Source organism: Vibrio sp. TRT 21S02 (assembly GCF_050113675.1).
GTDB lineage: Bacteria > Pseudomonadota > Gammaproteobacteria > Enterobacterales > Vibrionaceae > Vibrio.
Genome location: NZ_JBNJOI010000001.1, coordinates 300,485 through 317,301, shown reverse-complemented (window position 1 = coordinate 317,301; position 16,817 = coordinate 300,485). Strand labels below are relative to the sequence as shown.

Genomic DNA, 16,817 nt, shown 5'->3' with positions numbered 1-16,817 from the left:
AATAATAATGAAAATACTCGTAGTAGAAGATGACCCTCGCCTAGGGGAACAAATTTGTGAAACATTGGAGCAAGCAGGCTGGGTTCCAGAGTTATCGCAGGATGGTATCGACGCACTCTATCGCGCTACCTCTGAAGAATGGGACGTCATTGTACTTGATTTAGGCCTACCAAAACTCGATGGCCTCACCGTACTAAAAAGTATCCGAGACGAAAACATCAATACTCCGGTCATCATACTCAGCGCTCGCGAGACCTTAACCCAGCGCGTTGAGGGCTTAAATGCTGGTGCCGATGATTATCTGACTAAGCCCTTTGAAGTGGTTGAACTTATTGCCCGCATTCGCGCTCAACTACGCCGAGCCTCAGGAAATGCATCTCCTATCATGCAAATTGGCGATTTAAGCCTTGATACTCGCAGCTCAAAAGTGATGTGGCAAGGACAAGCCATTAGCCTGACGGCTCTGGAATATAAGGTCGTTGCCTATTTTATGCATAACCCTGAAAAGGTCATTTCCCGAACCGAACTGGTAGAACACATCTATAAACAAGATTTCGACCGCGATTCCAATACTATCGAAGTATTTATTGGCCGCATTCGTAAGAAAATCGCCCCGAAAATCATCAAGACAGTGCGTGGTTTAGGGTATCAACTCAATGCAAATTAACCGCTCTCGATTCAAACGACTCAGTTTAAAAAGCCGCCTTTTCTTGGCGGCTGTTCTATGGTTAAGCGCTATGATCCTCGCCGCTGGTATTGGTATTCCACGATTAGTTAACGATTACCTGATCAATGATGTCAAAAGCCAGCTGAACTTATCCATGGATGAGATTACTGCGAACATTGAAGTGGATAAAAATGGACGCCTCACGCTAGACAGTCGACTCTCAGACCCACGATTTAACCGCCCATACAGTGGCCTTTATTGGTCCGCCTCAACAGACAATCAGGTTCTACGATCACGTTCACTTTGGGACCGTGATATCCAAGTGGAACAAAAAGGATTGAAGGAAATTGTCCGTGGCGCAAAGAATGAAAAACTGATCTATATCAGCCAAGCCATTTATCTACCTGATTTTACACACCCCGTTGAAATCATTATTGGTTTAGATGAAGACCCGCTCGAACACACGTTAACCAGTTTGGTGAGCCAACTTTGGATCATTCTCGGTTTGCTGTTTGCTGGGGTGCTTATCTTTGTTGAATTGCAGGTGCGTTGGTCTTTAAGACCACTCAACAAAATGCACAATGAACTGTCCCAACTTCGGTTAGGTAAACGAGATAGCTTAGAGGAAGATTATCCAAGCGAAGTTTCGCCATTGGTGTCGGATCTCAATGCGTTACTCTTCCACTATCAAGAGTTATTGGAACGAGCTCGTCAGCACGCAGGAAACTTATCTCATGCGCTGAAAACGCCACTATCGGTATTGAAAAATGATATCACCGCACTTAGTGATGAAGAGAAACAGCGTCTGTCTGTTCCTGTCGAGCAAATCCAGAGCCAAATTGATTACCACTTAGGGCGCGCTCGTATGGCAGGATCGGCCAATATTCTCTCAGTGAAAGTAAACCCATCCGATCGCGTCGATACCATCTCTATGGCCTTTGATAAAGTGTATGCCCAGCGTGAAGTGGTGTTAATTAATGAGCTGGATACTGACCTTGAAGTCGCTGTCGATCCAACTGATTTTGATGAAATGATCGGGAACCTACTGGAAAACGGCTATAAATGGGCGGGCTCAATTATTCGTGTGTACAGCGAAGAACTGGGTAATGACTTTATCAACATCCATGTGTGTGACGATGGCCCGGGCATTCCGCAGCAGCAAAGAAAGCATGCCATTCAACGTGGTGTTCGCCTGGATGAAACCACACCAGGAACTGGCCTTGGCTTAAACATTGTGTGTGAAATGGCCCACAGTTACCGAGGTGATCTGTCACTCAGTGACAGTAGTATGGGGGGCTTACAAGCAACTTTAAAACTTAAGAAGGTCACCAAAGCCCAGCGTTAAGCGCTGGGCTTGGCTAATAACTCTCAATTCCTGCAATCTCAACATTTGCAGCTAATTGTGTTTGGGCCAGTGATTTCCCTACCACGAGTACTCTCCCATCTGAAAAATAGTCGTGATCTTTATCTAATACAGCCACTGAGTTGGCACTGTAATAGCCCATTTCCCAGCCACTTCTCAAATCACCTGTTATGCTCTGAGCAAGCAAATCACGCTCCTTATCAACATTCGGATCGATGCTATGCAGAATCGTCACGATGCCAGAGTACGGCGTGATCTTTAAGCCATCATCATAGCTGACCGCACCGAGCCAAATGCGTTCGCCTGTCGCTGAATCCAAACCACTTTGCCACCAGCGAATGTGGCTTCTCGTCAACAAATCTCCCGGTCTCTGGTAAGCAGACTCTTGAGGTACACCACGCCAAAATAGGTCAGATACAGGTGGCGTACTGGCTTTCAGCAAAGCAAGGTAATCTTTCCATTCAATTTCGTTTCGTGAAAACGTTTTGTTTTCAATCCAACCTAAGCTCCGCATTAAATCAGCAGGATTGTCACCAACATACGCGACATTGATAGGCTGTGCATTGAAGTATGACGCTTGCCCGGCATACACTTTGAAATGACTCGGGTCCGAGCTTAAATCACGATTAAAAACATCCACAGCCGCGCTCTGCGGCGCTATATTGTCATCGGCGTACCAGAAAAAGTAACTGTAATTAGCAAACGCCACACCGAGTACAAATACAGCGCTACTTTTTAGTAAAGTGAATCGCCATTGCTTACGTCGGCCATACCAATAACACAGAAGAGAAGCGCCAGCACTCACGAGCAATAACCAATGCTCCTGCGCAAATGCCCATGCGGTATCCCACCATGTGAACGAGCCCACGCCAAGTGCAAGCAGATAACCCCACAACACAAACTGCCCCACACCAAGTATCAGACCAATCATGGAGAACAGCGAGAAACGTGACCATGTCACTTTGTAACTTCCTGCAATAAATGGAACGACCCAAGCCAATGGCCCTAATAAACGAGAAAAGGCCAAAATATAATTCGCTCTCTTGTGCAAGAGCAGGCGACACCGCGCAAACACGCGGCGCAATTTAGGTTGCCAACGCACTAAACGTTTTTGACCATTCAAGCCAAATCGTCGGCCCGCTAAATAACTGAGTTGATCACCCAGCCATGCACCAAGCACAACTGCGATGACACCTGTCCAGATCCCCTGAAAGAGCTGGTAGCCCGCTGCAAGGAAGAATGGCTCACCGGGAACAAATAAATTGGGGCCAATCAGCGCATCAAACAATGCGCCGAAAAATAGGCCGAATCCTTCTACCATCTTATTGCCCTTCTACCTTATTTCTGTTCTTTGTAATGGCCGAACTGATATTCCATTTCGCTATTACGCATTTCACCAAAGAACATTCGACGTAGATTCGCCTTAAGGTAGGTCGCCCCCATTTTTAGTGAACCTTCTTGCTCTAGTCGGCGAGGGTCAAATTCAAAGCTGACGGGCAGAAAACGAAAACGCCATGTCTTTGAAGCACGTTTAACGTAATCACAATCTTCACACAGCACGATTTGCTCATCAAAACCGCCAATTTCATCATGAACTCGACGTGTCGAGAATAAACACGCACCCACCGCGGTAGGGAAAACAAATTGTGTGGCGAAAAAGCCGAGATTAAACAGTCCATAACCCAGCTTGTGATTTAACGGGAGTGATTTTGCACTCATGTAAACGCCAGCAACTTCCAGCTTCTTCTCTTCCAACAAAGTGATTGAACGAGAAAGAAAGTCAGGTGCCAATCGCACATCCGCATCTAGAAACAATAATCTCTGATGCTCTGCCAGCGTCGCACCAGTATTACGCCCGAGACTTACACCACGCTCTTCCATTTTATGGATCACTAACTTCGGTAGTGACGCAGCATACGCTTTAGCAATATCGCAGGTTGCATCGTCACTATTTGAGTCAACTAAGATAACCTCAAAATCTCGATACATTTGCTTGCTTAGATCGTCCAGCAATCGTCCAATTCGTTTTTCTTCATTTAGTGTAATAACAACAATACTTAACGGTCCCATAATAGACTCCTTGTGCTCATGTTTAATATTCAACACAAGAATAAAATGGTGTGGCTTAATTAAGACTGAGTTATCTGTTCAGATTCAGTTCAGCCGTGAGAAACGGCAACGCAGAAGGGAAAAATAAGATGCTCCCTCTCAGGTGTGAGCGGGAGCGCTGTCATAGAAAATTAAAGTTGTTCTGCCAAATGTACGGCATCACTCACCAATTGTCCGAGCTCTTGCCAATTGCCCTCTTCCATTAACTGGCTTGGCACCATCCAAGTCCCACCACAAGCTAACACGGAAGAGATTGACAAATAATCCGCCACATTATTGATACTCACACCACCTGTTGGCATGAACTTAACCGGATAAACGGCACTTAGTGCTTTTAGCATGGCAACACCGCCAGAAGGCTCTGCCGGGAAAAATTTGAGGGTACGCAGCCCCATCTCCATTGCCTGCTCAACGAGGCTTGGGTTATTTACCCCAGGAACGATCGGCACGCCCTTTTCTAGGCAGTAGCGCACCGTTCTTGGGTTAAAACCAGGGCTGACAATAAAATCCACTCCGGCTTCCACGGCTTGATCGACTTGTTCATTCGTCAACACTGTCCCCGCCCCGATAACCATATCAGGAAACTCACGGCGCATGATGGCAATGGCTTCGGCAGCACATTCCGTACGAAACGTAATTTCAGCGCAAGGAAGGCCGTTATCCATCAATGCCTTCCCCAGTGGGATGGCATGCTCGATATGATTAATCGCAATTACTGGGATTACCTTAAATCGGGCAAGTTGTTCATCTAAAGTACTCATTACAATCTCCCTACACTTCATCAATAGTTGGGGTAGCAAACTTGGGAATAATCGCCCCACGATGCTGAATTACTTCACCCGCTAATTTATGGCCCATTATCGCTGACTGAGCAGGATTGCCACCGGTAAGCCGCCGAGCAAGATACCCAGCGCTAAACGAATCTCCCGCAGCGGTCGTATCGATGACACTCTCCACTTTGTTTGGCGAGATATGATCCATTCCGTTTTCACTCACCACGATACAAGCTTTGTCTCCTTGCTTAACCACCACTTCTGCGACGCCTAGCTGCTTCGCTCTGGTGATGCATTGCTCGACTTTCTCATCACCAAATAGCGCTTGCTCATCATCAAAAGTCAGTAAAGCGATATCCGTCAGCTTCAGTATCTCACGATGGTATTTTTCTGCTTCATCTTTTGACGCCCATAATAACGGCCGATAATTGTTATCAAAAAATACCTTACCGCCACGCTGCTTAAAGGTTTGTAGCACTTCAAAAAGCGTATCACGCCCTTGTTTTGTCAATATGGCAAGTGTAATACCACTTAAATAAACGGCATGGTAAGTCATAAGTGCTTCGATCAGATATATCGACTCAGGTTGCTCAAACATATATTTGGCGGTCGAATCGCTCCGCCAATAGAAAAAACGACGCTCGCCGTTATCATCTGTTTCAATGTGGTAAAGCCCGGGCATTTTATCTTTCAAACGCAGCACTAAATGTGTGTCAACGCCCTCCGCTTGCCACGCTTGCAGCATTTGCTGTGAAAATGGATCTTCACCCAGTGCGGTCACATAACTCACACCCAGTTTTTTCGTATCAGCAAGCCTTGCAAGGTACAACGCAGTATTTAGCGTATCACCGCCAAAACTCTGCTTAAGGCTGACGCCTCGACGCTGCAGCTCTACCATACACTCACCAATGATTGCGATTTTAAACGGCTCCATTGCTGCTCTCCTATGCTCAATAAAATAGTCCAGGCAGCCAGAGTGACAATGCCGGAATATACGTGACAAGCAACAACACAATGATGTTACATACAAGGAAAGGAATGATGGCTTTGGCGACTTTCTCCATCGAAATATTACCGATGGATGAAGCAACAAAGAGGCAGACGCCCACCGGAGGTGTTGATAAACCAATCATCAAATTCAATACAGCAATAATGCCGAAATGCACCGGATTCACACCAACTGATGTCGCAACCCCAAGCAGGGTTGGGAACAAAATGATTAGCGCCGCAATGGTCTCCATAAATGAACCCACTAACAGCAGCACCAAGTTGATGATGAGCAACACTACAATTTTGTTTTCACTGAGGCTTAAAATGGCATCAGCAATCATCTGTGGAATGCGTTCTGAGGTTAAAATCCAGCCAAACACATTGGCTAACCCAACTAAAATCAACAAAGACGAGCTGGTGACGGCTGTCGCGACCAATACTTGTGGAACGTCACGCCATTTCAAACCACGGTAAACATATAACCCAATGATTAATGCATAGAAAGCCGCAACCACTGATGCTTCCGTTGGGGTAAAGAAACCACCGATGATGCCAACCAGAATCAATAAGGTAAGTGATACTGCCCAACTGCTTTTACGCATCTCTACCAAGAGTTGCTTAAAGCCAACCTTTTGCTCTTTAGGATAATTTCGTTTGATGGCCAAGATATAAACCGTGATCATCATACCTACCCCAAGTAACACACCGGGGATAGCGCCAGCTAAAAACATTTGTCCGACAGAGATACCCGTTAGCGTTCCTACAATGATCATCGGCACACTTGGAGGGATAATCGGCCCGATGGTCGAAGACGCAGCAGTCACCGCCGCTGAAAACGGTGTGTCATAGCCTGCTTTCGACATTCCCGGGATCATCACCCCACCAATGCTTGCGGTATCCGCAACAGCGGTTCCAGAAACACCACCAAACAGCATTGAACCGGCAACGTTAGCCAGCCCCAAACCACCACGGATATGGCCAACCATTGCGTTGCTTAAATTAATGATTTGTTCGGTAATGTTGCCACGGTTCATCAAGTTACCCGCAAGGATAAATCCCGGTACACACAGCAAAACAAAACTATCCATGCCGGCATACATTTTTTGAGGCACCACGGTGAAGGGTATCTCCATCAAAAACAAATACGTTAATGACGCAGCCCCTAATGTAATCGCAATCGGCACACCTAAAGCGAGTAAGGCAAAAAAGACGAGAAATAAGATCCACACTTCCATTAGCTGACCCTCTTAACCAATAATTCAAGGCAAGCTTTAATAAATGAAAGCGTTGCAAACAAAGCGATATTCCCCAAGATAATAACCGTGCAATAAAACACATAACTCATTGGAAAATACATGGTTGGTGATGATTGAAATTTACCGATCATGGCAAACTGAATTGCATAAGGAATTAAGATAATACAAAAGGAGGCAATAAAGAGTGCAGAGGTAAATCGATATATCAATGCACCTCTGTCAGAAAGCGCATTGTAAAAAAGATCGACAGAAACAAGTTCCCCTCTTCGATAAGCAATACCAACCGAAGAAGCAACCAGAAAAATAAATAAGTAGCGCGAAAGCTCTTCCGTCCATACTGGGGGCGTTTCCAGAAATAGCCGCGCAAAGATTTGTAGCAGTACCACGCCACATAATAAAACCAGCGTGGTCACTGAAATGACACTCAGAAACTTTTCAATGCCAATACTCAGAGAAGCAATAATGCCCATTCCTCGAGATTGATTTGGCAATTTTTCGGGCTCAGTTATATTCATTGTTCCATTCCATTGCTGCCTATAAAATAACAAGCAAACAAAATTTAGCATATATAGCCCTACGCTAGGGCTTAGCTATTTCCCATTAAAAATCAAACAATTATTTATATTTAATTAGATAGAGTTTTTATTATTACGAATAACAAGGGGAGCAAATACTCCCCTTATTTTATTGATTATAGTTTCTGAATTTTCTCAAATAGGTCTAAAACTTCGCCTTTTAGGCTCGCTTTGACCGCTGGTAGGGCTTTTTCACGGAACTTGTCTTGATCCACATCGACAAATGTCATGCCGCTAGCTTGCAGTTCTCCAACCAATTTTGTTTCCGCTTCTGTCGCCAGCTTCTGCTCGTAGCTCTGCATGTCTTTAGCGCTCTGCAACAAAATCTCTTGCAGATCTTTAGGGAGTTTGTTGAGTTGCTGCTGACCGATTAACACGTAAATCCAACTTCTGACATGCTCTGTTTTATTGACGTATTTCTGTACTTCAAAAAACGATGCACTTTTGATCAATGAAAGTGGGTTCTCTTGTGCATCAACTGTGCCCTGTTGCAGCGCAGTAAACACCTCGCTGAACGCCATTGGTGTCGGTTTCGCACCAAGTTTGCTCCATACTGACACAAAGATTGGCACATTCGGCACACGTACCGTCATCCCTTTAAGATCTTCTGGCGTTTTCACCGGTTTGTTACTGGTTAAATTACGCGCGCCACGCTCAAACCAAGCAATTGGCACTAACCCTGTTCGAGCAGTGATTTCTTTCTCAATACTTTGGCCAATTTCACCATTTGCCACTTTAGCCAGATGCTCGCTGTCTCGTAGTGCGTATGGCACTGCAAGTAATGCCGCCTTAGGCGCCCAGTTTTGCAGAGTCTCGCCACTCATGGTCATATCAACGGTACCTAACTGAATACCACTGATCACATCACGCTCAGCGCCAAGCTGAGAGTTCGGGTAAATCTCGATGTTCAAGCGACCTTTCGATTTTTCATCCACGTTTTGAGCAAATTGCTCAAATGCCTTGTGCCATACATGCTCTTCATTTGCTACATGACCAAGCTTTAAGGTGTAATCCGCTGCAAAAGTGGAAACCGAAAGTATTGACGCAGCAACAAGCGATATAGTCGAAATCAATTTCATAGTTATAATCTCTTAAGTTATAGAGGGTAAGAGGTTCTTCAGAAGCAAATTAATGCCTTCATCGTGCTCTCCGGGCGTTGTTCTATTTGAGCAAACGCCTCGGAAAAGTTTTCAAATTCAAACTCATGACTAATGATTTCTTCTGTATTGAGCTTCCCTTCTTCTAACCACGATATCACTCGGGGAAACATCTTGTTATTCAGCCGTGAGCCAACAATGGTGAGCTCTTTTTTGATCACTTCAATTTGTGCTAGTGCACTTGGTTCACTCGAAAAGCCCAGTAAGCAGACACTGCCAGCAGGCGCAGCGAGCTTGAGAATTTGGGGCAACAAAGATGGTATACACGCAGCATCAGCAATCAATGGAACACCTTGCCCGTCGGTCAGTTTCAACACTTCCTGTTCGACATCTTGGCGACTCGCATTAATCACATGAGATGCACCTAACTGGGTGGCTTTAGCGAGTTTCTCATCGACCAAATCCACCACAATTGAAGGAATATTAAGGACTTTCGCAACCTGAACTAAGGTCAGGCCGATTACGCCTGAACCGTAAATAAGAATGGAGTCACCTGAGCTGGGATTGAGCCTTTCAAATACATTTGCGGCAATGGTGTATGGTTCAATAAGGGCGGCTTTGCGCAGCGGTATGTGGCTAGCAACTTTATAAGCATTACTGGCCGGAACAACCTGATAGTGGCAAAAACCACCATCTCGATGCACACCTATTACTTGAAGATTGATACAACAGTTTGCGCGACCGCGACGACATTGAGGGCACTCGTTGCAGTTGATCACCGGATCAATCGCAACTTGATCACCTTTCGCTAAGTGGGTCACTTGTTCGCCTGTTTCTACTACCTCACCAGCAAATTCGTGTCCACTGACACGCGGATACACCACAAACGGATTATCTCCGTGAAGGATATGCATATCAGAGCCACATATCCCGGCATAAGCCACTTTAATGACAACTTCGTCTGCCCCACAATGAGGAAGCTCTCTTTGATGGAAGTTGCTCTGGTTTGGTTTCTCGATAACAAGCGCTTTCATAATTTTCCTATGTAATTTCAGTGATTACATTATTTAGATGGTTTTCCATCGCCTCAAACGCCGCTTTCGGGTCTCTGGCCTTAATCGCCTCAAATATGACGCGATGATCAGTTGTCCAAATGCCTCGCTCTGCGGGTTCATCTGCCATGATGTTGAGTCGGTTCCACATAGTTCCACCCATGTGATGCTTCATCAGTTCTTCATGAAACTTAATTAAAAATGGGTTGTTACTTGCCTGTGCGATCAATTTATGAAATTGCATATCCGCATCCACAGAAGCACTTTTTCTAAGTTCAGCAGTGGAAAAACATTTCGCAGATTCCATTAAAACTAAGCAATTTTCTAACTCGCCGATCAATTTGTCTGTTGCGTGCTCAGCCGCTAAAGCTGCTAACTGAGATTCCAAACTGCGACGCGCAAACGTCACTTCATACGGCGTTACTTCTGGCAAATCACTTGGCAGTTGAATCGGCTTATCATTGACCACGTAGACGCCCGATCCTTTTTTGATCTCCGCAACGCCGATAAGCTCTAAATACACCATCGCCTCGCGAATGACCGTCCGGCTCACCCCCAGCTCATCAGAAAGCTTTCTTTCTGGGGGAATTCGTGTACCCACTTCTATTTCTTTTTGTTGAATTTTCGCCAAAATATCTGACGCAACTTTGATGTACAGGCGTTCATTAACCGACACAATTAACCTCTTTCTTCATTACCAAGGGTAGAGCGTTCCATCTTCTAAGCGGTTGACTGGTAAAGCCGCTCGTTTGTATGGATATTGTGCGGCAAGCTCCTCGTTAATGTCTACTCCATGTCCCGCTATTTCTCCCGGTTCAAACGCACCATTTTCGAAACGATAGGCATGAGAGAACACCGATTCGGTCAATTCACAATGCGCCATGTGCTCTTGAATGCCGAAGTTATTGATCGCCGTACCTAAATGAAGCGCACATCCCATCGTGACAGGAGAAAGGTCGGTCGCACCGTGGAAACCGGTTTTGATCTGGTACAAAGCTGCCAAATGGGCGATCTGACGAACATGGGTAATGCCACCACCATGAACAATAGTGGTTCGGATATAGTCGATTAATTGGTTAGTAATGAGATCTTTGACATCATAAATAGAGCTAGTAACCTCACCGACTGCCAATTTAGTCGTGGTGTGTTCGCGTATTAAGCGGAAGCTCTCTTGGTTATCAATTGGCGTTGCATCTTCCATCCAGAAGAGCTGGTAGGGTTCAAGTAACTTACCTAAACGCGCGGCTTCGATTGGCGTTAAGCGGTGATGAACATCCGTTAGTAACTCAATCTCCCAACCAAATTTTTCTCGTACGGCTTTAAAAGCCTCTTCAACGCAATTGAAGTATTTTGTGGTATTCCAGACATGTTCTTCTGGCAAGCTGGCACTGGCGGGTTCATACGCTTCACCCTTCTTCGCCACACCGTAAGTTTTAGCCAGTCCACGCACACCACATTGAATACGAATGTATCGATAACCTTGCGCTATCGCTTTTTCTACGCCATTTAAGACGTCTTCTACCGTTTCACCATTTACGTGAGTATAGGCATTCACATATTCACGACTCTTACCACCGAGTAATTGGTACAACGGCATACCAGCAGCTTTGGCTTTAATGTCCCAAAGTGCCATATCAACGGCAGCAATGGCGCTCATATCGATTACGCCCTTTCTCCAGTAATACCCTCTGAAGAAAAACTGCCAGATATCTTCAATTCGTCCAGCATCTCGGCCAATAAGTGATGGAATCACATACTCTTCCAAATACTTGGCCACCACCAACTCACGTCCATTAACTGTCGCATCACCAATGCCATAAATTCCGGATTCTGTTTCTATTTTCAAGGTGACAAAGTTTCTACCAGGTGAACAGACGATGACCTTCGCATTTGTAATTTTCATTGAGTGGCGTTTCCAAGCATTTAATTGATGAAACTATTAAATACCGATCTTGTGGTTTATTTTGTGATCAATATTGTAAAACCAACAATCAAAAATTGGTCTGTACAATTTTAACGATCTTGATCACTAATTTTTATAAATTTGAAATCAAAATGGTCATCAATCTAACAGGTAAAGAGATCACAACATGCAGCCGACAGAATCAGAAACTTATAGAAAGGAAAAACTCACCCCACAGATCGTCCATATTGGATTTGGCGCATTTCACCGCGCTCATCAAGCCCTTTATACCGACGAACTGGCACGACTTGGCAACTCTAATTGGGGAATATGTGAAATCAATTTGCTTGGGGGCCAAGAGCTTATCAAGAACCTGAGAGCACAGGGTCATCAGTTTCATGTGATAGAAAAAGGCAGCAATGTTCCAGTGATCAAAACGGTGAATAGTGTTTGTGGTTCATTGCATATTGCCCTCGACGGCAGCGAGGCGGTCGTTGAGCAAATTGCGGCACCAACAACCCGTATTGTCTCTATTACCATTACTGAAAAAGGGTATGGGATTAGCCTACAAACAAAGCGGTTAGATCCCACTTGTGACTTCATCAGAATTGACCTAGACAATTTCAATTCTCCTAAGTCAGCAATTGGCTGTATTGTGAAAGGGTTACAACTTAGAAAACGGAGAAACTTATCTCCTATTAGTGTCTTATCTTGCGACAACATGCCAGAAAATGGGGTAATTACACGTAATGCAGTGGTCGATTTTGCCCAAACCGTTGACCCCGAGCTTGCGATATGGATTGAACAATATGTTACTTTTCCATCAACCATGGTTGACCGAATTGTGCCCGCGCTAACTCCTGAATCACAACAGGAAATTGATACTTTACTTGCCTTTCACGAACCTTGCGGGATCATCTGTGAGCCGTTCAGACAATGGGTCATTGAAGACAACTTCGCCGCAGGTAGACCAGAATGGGAATTGGTCGGCGCAGAATTGGTAGAAAATGTGCTTCCTTATGAAGAGATGAAGTTGCGCATGCTCAATGGGTCACATTCGTTCTTAGCCTATTTGGGGTATTTAGCTGGCTACGAGCACATTGCTGATTGCATGGAAGACGAACAATTTAAACAAGCCGCCTATCGACTGATGATGAGCGAACAAGCTGTCACACTCAACATGCCTGATAACGTTAACTTGAGCGCGTATGCCCACTCTTTAATAGAGCGCTATTGCAACCCAAATATCAAGCATCGAACTTGGCAGATTGCCATGGATGGCAGTCAGAAACTTCCTCAACGTTTGTTGGAATCAGTCCAACAACACCTAAAGGCAGATAGAGCTTATCCTTTTACCGCTCTCGCCATCGCAGCTTGGATAAAATACGTGGGTGGCGTTGATGAACAAGGTAATGTGATTGATGTACGAGATCCTCAGGCCACACAGTTAAAAGCGGATTTTGATCGACACACTCATGTCGACGCACGTGTTACTCATATGCTAAGCAATCAAAGTATCTTTCCTTGTGAAATTGGCACCAATGTTTCTTTCATCAAGGCCATTACTGAAAGCTCTTTATTATTGGACCGTGTTGGCGCTAAAAAAGCGGTGGCTTTTTTGGTGCAGCAATAAACTACAACATAATAAGGCCGCATCATCTAGCGGCCTTATTTCTGGTCCAGTCAGGATTGAGTCACTTTTGCCGCCCGCCCCTTGTATAAACCAATCAGATTCCCTGCCAACATCAAAGCAGCACCGATCAACAGCGACAATTCAAACGGTTCTGAGTAAAGTAGAACGCCAACAACCGCTATCAAAGGTAGGCGTAGAAAATCCATCGTCACCACAGTGCTGACTTCCGCAAACTGCATCGCTTTGGTCATGCAGTAGTGAGCTGACATGGCGGTGAGACCGATCACAACAATCCACAACCATTGCGTTTGATTAGGAAACTGCCAATCAAAAATGGCAAAACTAAAACCAATGGGTAATTGGATAGCACACATGTAAAACAAGATCGTTAATGGATGTTCGGTAGAAGCCAGTGATTTGGTTGAGGCATGAGAAACGGCATAGGCTACCGCTGCCCCTAACACAATCAACGACGCGATATTCATCACCTCAACACCGGGTTGAACAATGATAATCACGCCCAAAATGCCCATCACGATGGACAACAGTTTTCGTTTAGTTAACGCTTCATTCAAAAACATGCAGGCAATAAGTAGTGTCCATAAGGGAACCGTAAACTCAAGCGCAAACACTTCCGCAAGCGGCAATAAACCAATCCCCACGAACCAGCCATATTGCCCGGCAAAGTGAAAGATGTTGCGGGTGCTATGAAGTTTCATTCGTCGGGAACTAAACAGCGCAAAATTACCAAGGCTAAGAATCACCACACTAACGACGAATAAACCAATCACGCTGCGGAAAAACAGAATCTGGAACGTACCAACCACTCCACTTAGTTCTCTTGCTCCTACAGCCATTAGACAAAATGACGCAAGTGTGCCCAGCATCCAGAATACGGCTTTAATAATAAGGCACCTCCCTGCACTCTTATGTGGTTGCTTTCCACAACGCAGTCTACGGCGTCTTACTCAGCTCTACAATCTCTACTTAAACCCTCACTCACTTCAAAAGAGGTTATTTATTTGCCCCAGATGGAACACGAAACTCACTTCCCCCTTCTGGTTGTAACTCCTCTTCACGCTTTTGTTTTTCGTGCATTGCTTCAATCAGTTCCCTATCTAGCTTTGCAAAGTAAATATCTTCTTCAGCTTTGCCCCGTAGCTTGAGTTTCTCGGTGAAATCCATTTTCAAACCCTCAAATCAATCACCCTTAATAAGTATAGTTTGCGGATATACTCAGGGTTATATGGTATGACGGTGGCTCGAAACGGTTATCTGGTATGCACACATTCAACGCTTATGAACCTACTACTTAATTTTACTTAGCATCAGTAAGTTCAAGAATCCATTTCACAATGTCATTGATTTTAGTTTGCTTACCATCTAGAAGACGCATAGTCAGTCCGCCAAACAATAATGCATAGGCTTTATCTTCATTTACTTCTTCTCAAATCGCTCAATAATCCAATCTATTAATGTTCGAATGCGTTGCAATTGATATTTTGTTGGTGGACAAACTAACGACAAAGGCGTTTGTTCTTTCCATTCAGGTAATACTTCTACGAGTCTGCCGTTTTCAATATCAGAATGACAATAAACATCTGTCAGCCGTGTCACACCTAAGCCAGCAATAGCAGCCTGCCTCATTGTCCTTCCTGTCGCCGTTTTCATCCCTTTATTGGTGTGAATAATGCGCTGCTCTGCCCCTTTATTTAGTATCCAATGTTCAACACTTCCATGAATCAATGGACACGACCTTAGATCTTCCGGAGTCACTATGGGGCCATATTGCTTGATAAAGTCTGGGCTTGCGACATAGTGCGTTGTTAGGTGACATAAATGACGCGCAATTAAAGTGGAATCGGGCATTGTTCCTACCCGTAATACCAAATCATATTGTTCTTCAATTAAGTCAACGCGCTGATTTGAAAAGTCCAGCTCAACCTCTATATCCGGATACTGCTTTTGAAAGCTCATGACCAAAGGTGCAATCAAATCTTCACCAATAGGACCACCAACCGAATTCATACGAATGCGCCCTTTCAATTCGCTTCTCGATTCTGTTGCCCATTCAGATGCGGCATCTAGTTGTGACATCGCAATTTTGCATCGCTGATAGTAGCCTTCGCCAAGATCCGTCAAACGCAATCGTCGAGTGGTGCGATATAACAAAGGAACACCTAACGCACTCTCTAATTCGGTAACTAACTGACTAATATTGGCTTTTGACCCTCCTAAAGCATCAGCAGCCGCCGTGAAACTGCCCTGCTCAACAACATATATAAATGCGCGAATGCCTCTCCAAGAGATATTGTTCATTTTTAGTTAACAGTCATTTTGTAATGGATGTATATATCACACTAATATGGCTACTTATCATAGTCAAAGTGAAGAGGGAGACCTCAGACTACCTACATGATTATGAACAAGAGATATTTCACAATGACTGCATTAAAAACAAATGTGTTCTTTTTTAGCAATGGCAACCGAATTGCAGCAGAACTTCATCAGCCGAAAGAAATTCATGACAAACGTCCTGCCGTGATCATTGCGGCACCGCAGGCGGGAGTAAAAGAGCAAACGGTTCAAATTTACGCACAAAAGCTTGCTGAACAAGGATTTGTTGCACTAACGTTTGACCATGCTACTTTTGGAGCAAGTGAAGGCGAGCCCAGATTCCATGAAAATCCATTCAATAAAGCGGAAGACTGCCGAAATGCCATCACATTTTTGGCAGCGCTCGACTATGTCAAAGAGATTCATGCATTAGGTGTTTGTTCTGGTGGTGGGTATTTGGCACATACCGTCGCCACGGATAGACGCGTAAAATCGCTCGCCACGGTAAGCGCTTATTTCGATCATCGAGGGTTTTATCACAGCATTATGGGACGTGAAGGTATCTTAGAACTTCTCGCACTAGCGAATAAAACAAGAGAACGTTACTTAACGACAGGGAAAATTGACTACCTACCTCATGCACCTCAATCTGATGATCCAGAAATGCCTCGCCTCTTCCGTGAGTTCTATGAATACTACATGACCGATCGTGGTGCTAAAGGCCTCTATGAAAGTAAATTCCTCCCTTGGTCATATGAGAGTCTCGTTAACTTTTCTGCTTTAGATATCGCAGATCAGATAGCACCAACCCCACTGTTAATGATTGTTGGAACACAGGCGGATTCAGCATATGAAAGCAAACAGATGTTTGATGCGGCTAACGAACCTAAAGCGTTAACGTACATCAAAGGAGCAAACCACATTGGGCTATACGATGTACCTGAATATGTAGATCAAGCTGTTGAGAAATTGGTGAAGTTCTACCGTTAAAGCCATAGGAAGTATTATCAGATAAGGGAACCTAAGCTGAAGATCTTTGAGCTTTTTAGATATACCATGGCT

The 16,817-nt window shown here is 44.6% G+C and carries 17 protein-coding genes; 4 read left to right on the top strand and 13 right to left on the bottom strand.

Translation table 11 applies throughout. The annotated features are described in order from the left end of the window. Positions 1 to 7 precede the first annotated feature (7 nt). Both ACQEXU_RS01525 and ACQEXU_RS01520 read left to right on the top strand, forming a co-directional pair. Positions 8 to 667 (top strand): response regulator transcription factor, encoded by a 660-nt coding sequence (locus tag ACQEXU_RS01525; RefSeq protein WP_367986627.1) that lies wholly within the window; start codon positions 8 to 10, stop codon positions 665 to 667. Next, positions 657 to 2,012, top strand: a complete 1,356-nt coding sequence (locus ACQEXU_RS01520) for an ATP-binding protein (protein ID WP_427009388.1) — start codon at positions 657 to 659, stop codon at positions 2,010 to 2,012. The genes ACQEXU_RS01525 and ACQEXU_RS01520 overlap by 11 nt, the downstream gene beginning before the upstream one ends. A 13-nt stretch (positions 2,013 to 2,025) precedes the next feature. Here ACQEXU_RS01520 and ACQEXU_RS01515 read toward each other — a convergent pair whose 3' ends face one another. From ACQEXU_RS01515 to manD, 10 genes are all read right to left on the bottom strand, one after another. Beyond that, complete coding sequence (locus ACQEXU_RS01515) at positions 2,026 to 3,351, bottom strand: LssY C-terminal domain-containing protein (protein WP_427009387.1); 1,326 nt, start codon at positions 3,349 to 3,351, stop codon at positions 2,026 to 2,028. A 17-nt stretch (positions 3,352 to 3,368) separates the two neighbouring features. Next, positions 3,369 to 4,100: a glycosyltransferase family 2 protein gene (locus ACQEXU_RS01510; protein ID WP_427009386.1), complete on the bottom strand. Its 732-nt coding sequence runs from the start codon at positions 4,098 to 4,100 to the stop codon at positions 3,369 to 3,371. Between the two features lie 170 nt (positions 4,101 to 4,270). Next, complete coding sequence (locus tag ACQEXU_RS01505; RefSeq protein ID WP_367986631.1) at positions 4,271 to 4,900, bottom strand: bifunctional 4-hydroxy-2-oxoglutarate aldolase/2-dehydro-3-deoxy-phosphogluconate aldolase; 630 nt, start codon at positions 4,898 to 4,900, stop codon at positions 4,271 to 4,273. 10 nt (positions 4,901 to 4,910) lie between these two features. After that, positions 4,911 to 5,846, bottom strand: a complete 936-nt coding sequence (locus ACQEXU_RS01500) for a sugar kinase (protein ID WP_427009385.1) — start codon at positions 5,844 to 5,846, stop codon at positions 4,911 to 4,913. 16 nt (positions 5,847 to 5,862) lie between these two features. Next, the gene (locus ACQEXU_RS01495; RefSeq protein WP_367986633.1) at positions 5,863 to 7,137 is read right to left on the bottom strand and encodes a TRAP transporter large permease; all 1,275 of its coding nucleotides are present in this window, start codon (positions 7,135 to 7,137) and stop codon (positions 5,863 to 5,865) included. Next, on the bottom strand, positions 7,137 to 7,724 hold the full coding sequence (locus ACQEXU_RS01490; RefSeq protein WP_427009384.1) for a TRAP transporter small permease: 588 nt from the start codon (positions 7,722 to 7,724) through the stop codon (positions 7,137 to 7,139). The genes ACQEXU_RS01495 and ACQEXU_RS01490 overlap by 1 nt, the downstream gene beginning before the upstream one ends. Positions 7,725 to 7,849: 125 nt before the next feature. Beyond that, complete coding sequence (locus ACQEXU_RS01485; RefSeq protein ID WP_427009383.1) at positions 7,850 to 8,812, bottom strand: TRAP transporter substrate-binding protein; 963 nt, start codon at positions 8,810 to 8,812, stop codon at positions 7,850 to 7,852. Between the two features lie 38 nt (positions 8,813 to 8,850). Beyond that, complete coding sequence (locus tag ACQEXU_RS01480; RefSeq protein ID WP_427009382.1) at positions 8,851 to 9,864, bottom strand: Zn-dependent oxidoreductase; 1,014 nt, start codon at positions 9,862 to 9,864, stop codon at positions 8,851 to 8,853. A gap of 7 nt (positions 9,865 to 9,871) precedes the next feature. After that, positions 9,872 to 10,558, bottom strand: coding sequence for a FadR/GntR family transcriptional regulator (locus ACQEXU_RS01475; RefSeq protein ID WP_427009381.1), 687 nt, complete (start codon positions 10,556 to 10,558; stop codon positions 9,872 to 9,874). Between the two features lie 18 nt (positions 10,559 to 10,576). After that, the gene (manD, locus tag ACQEXU_RS01470; RefSeq protein WP_427009380.1) at positions 10,577 to 11,785 is read right to left on the bottom strand and encodes a D-mannonate dehydratase ManD; all 1,209 of its coding nucleotides are present in this window, start codon (positions 11,783 to 11,785) and stop codon (positions 10,577 to 10,579) included. Positions 11,786 to 11,972: 187 nt separating this feature from the next. On the opposite strand from manD, the gene ACQEXU_RS01465 reads away from it, so the two are divergent. Beyond that, a complete protein-coding gene (locus ACQEXU_RS01465) occupies positions 11,973 to 13,418 on the top strand; it encodes a mannitol dehydrogenase family protein (RefSeq protein WP_427009379.1) in 1,446 nt (481 codons plus the stop codon). A 50-nt stretch (positions 13,419 to 13,468) separates the two neighbouring features. On the opposite strand, the gene ACQEXU_RS01460 is transcribed toward ACQEXU_RS01465, so the two are convergent. The 3 genes from ACQEXU_RS01460 to ACQEXU_RS01450 all read right to left on the bottom strand — a co-directional run bounded on the left by ACQEXU_RS01460 (position 13,469) and on the right by ACQEXU_RS01450 (position 15,737). After that, complete coding sequence (locus tag ACQEXU_RS01460) at positions 13,469 to 14,305, bottom strand: DMT family transporter (RefSeq protein WP_427009378.1); 837 nt, start codon at positions 14,303 to 14,305, stop codon at positions 13,469 to 13,471. A gap of 127 nt (positions 14,306 to 14,432) precedes the next feature. After that, positions 14,433 to 14,603, bottom strand: a complete 171-nt coding sequence (locus tag ACQEXU_RS01455) for a hypothetical protein (RefSeq protein WP_427009377.1) — start codon at positions 14,601 to 14,603, stop codon at positions 14,433 to 14,435. A 252-nt stretch (positions 14,604 to 14,855) separates the two neighbouring features. After that, the gene (locus ACQEXU_RS01450; protein WP_427009376.1) at positions 14,856 to 15,737 is read right to left on the bottom strand and encodes a LysR substrate-binding domain-containing protein; all 882 of its coding nucleotides are present in this window, start codon (positions 15,735 to 15,737) and stop codon (positions 14,856 to 14,858) included. A 123-nt stretch (positions 15,738 to 15,860) separates the two neighbouring features. On the opposite strand from ACQEXU_RS01450, the gene ACQEXU_RS01445 reads away from it, so the two are divergent. Continuing rightward, positions 15,861 to 16,745 carry an alpha/beta hydrolase gene (locus ACQEXU_RS01445; protein ID WP_427009375.1) on the top strand — a complete coding sequence of 295 codons (885 nt, stop codon included), beginning with the start codon at positions 15,861 to 15,863 and terminating at the stop codon, positions 16,743 to 16,745. Positions 16,746 to 16,817: the final 72 nt, after the last annotated feature.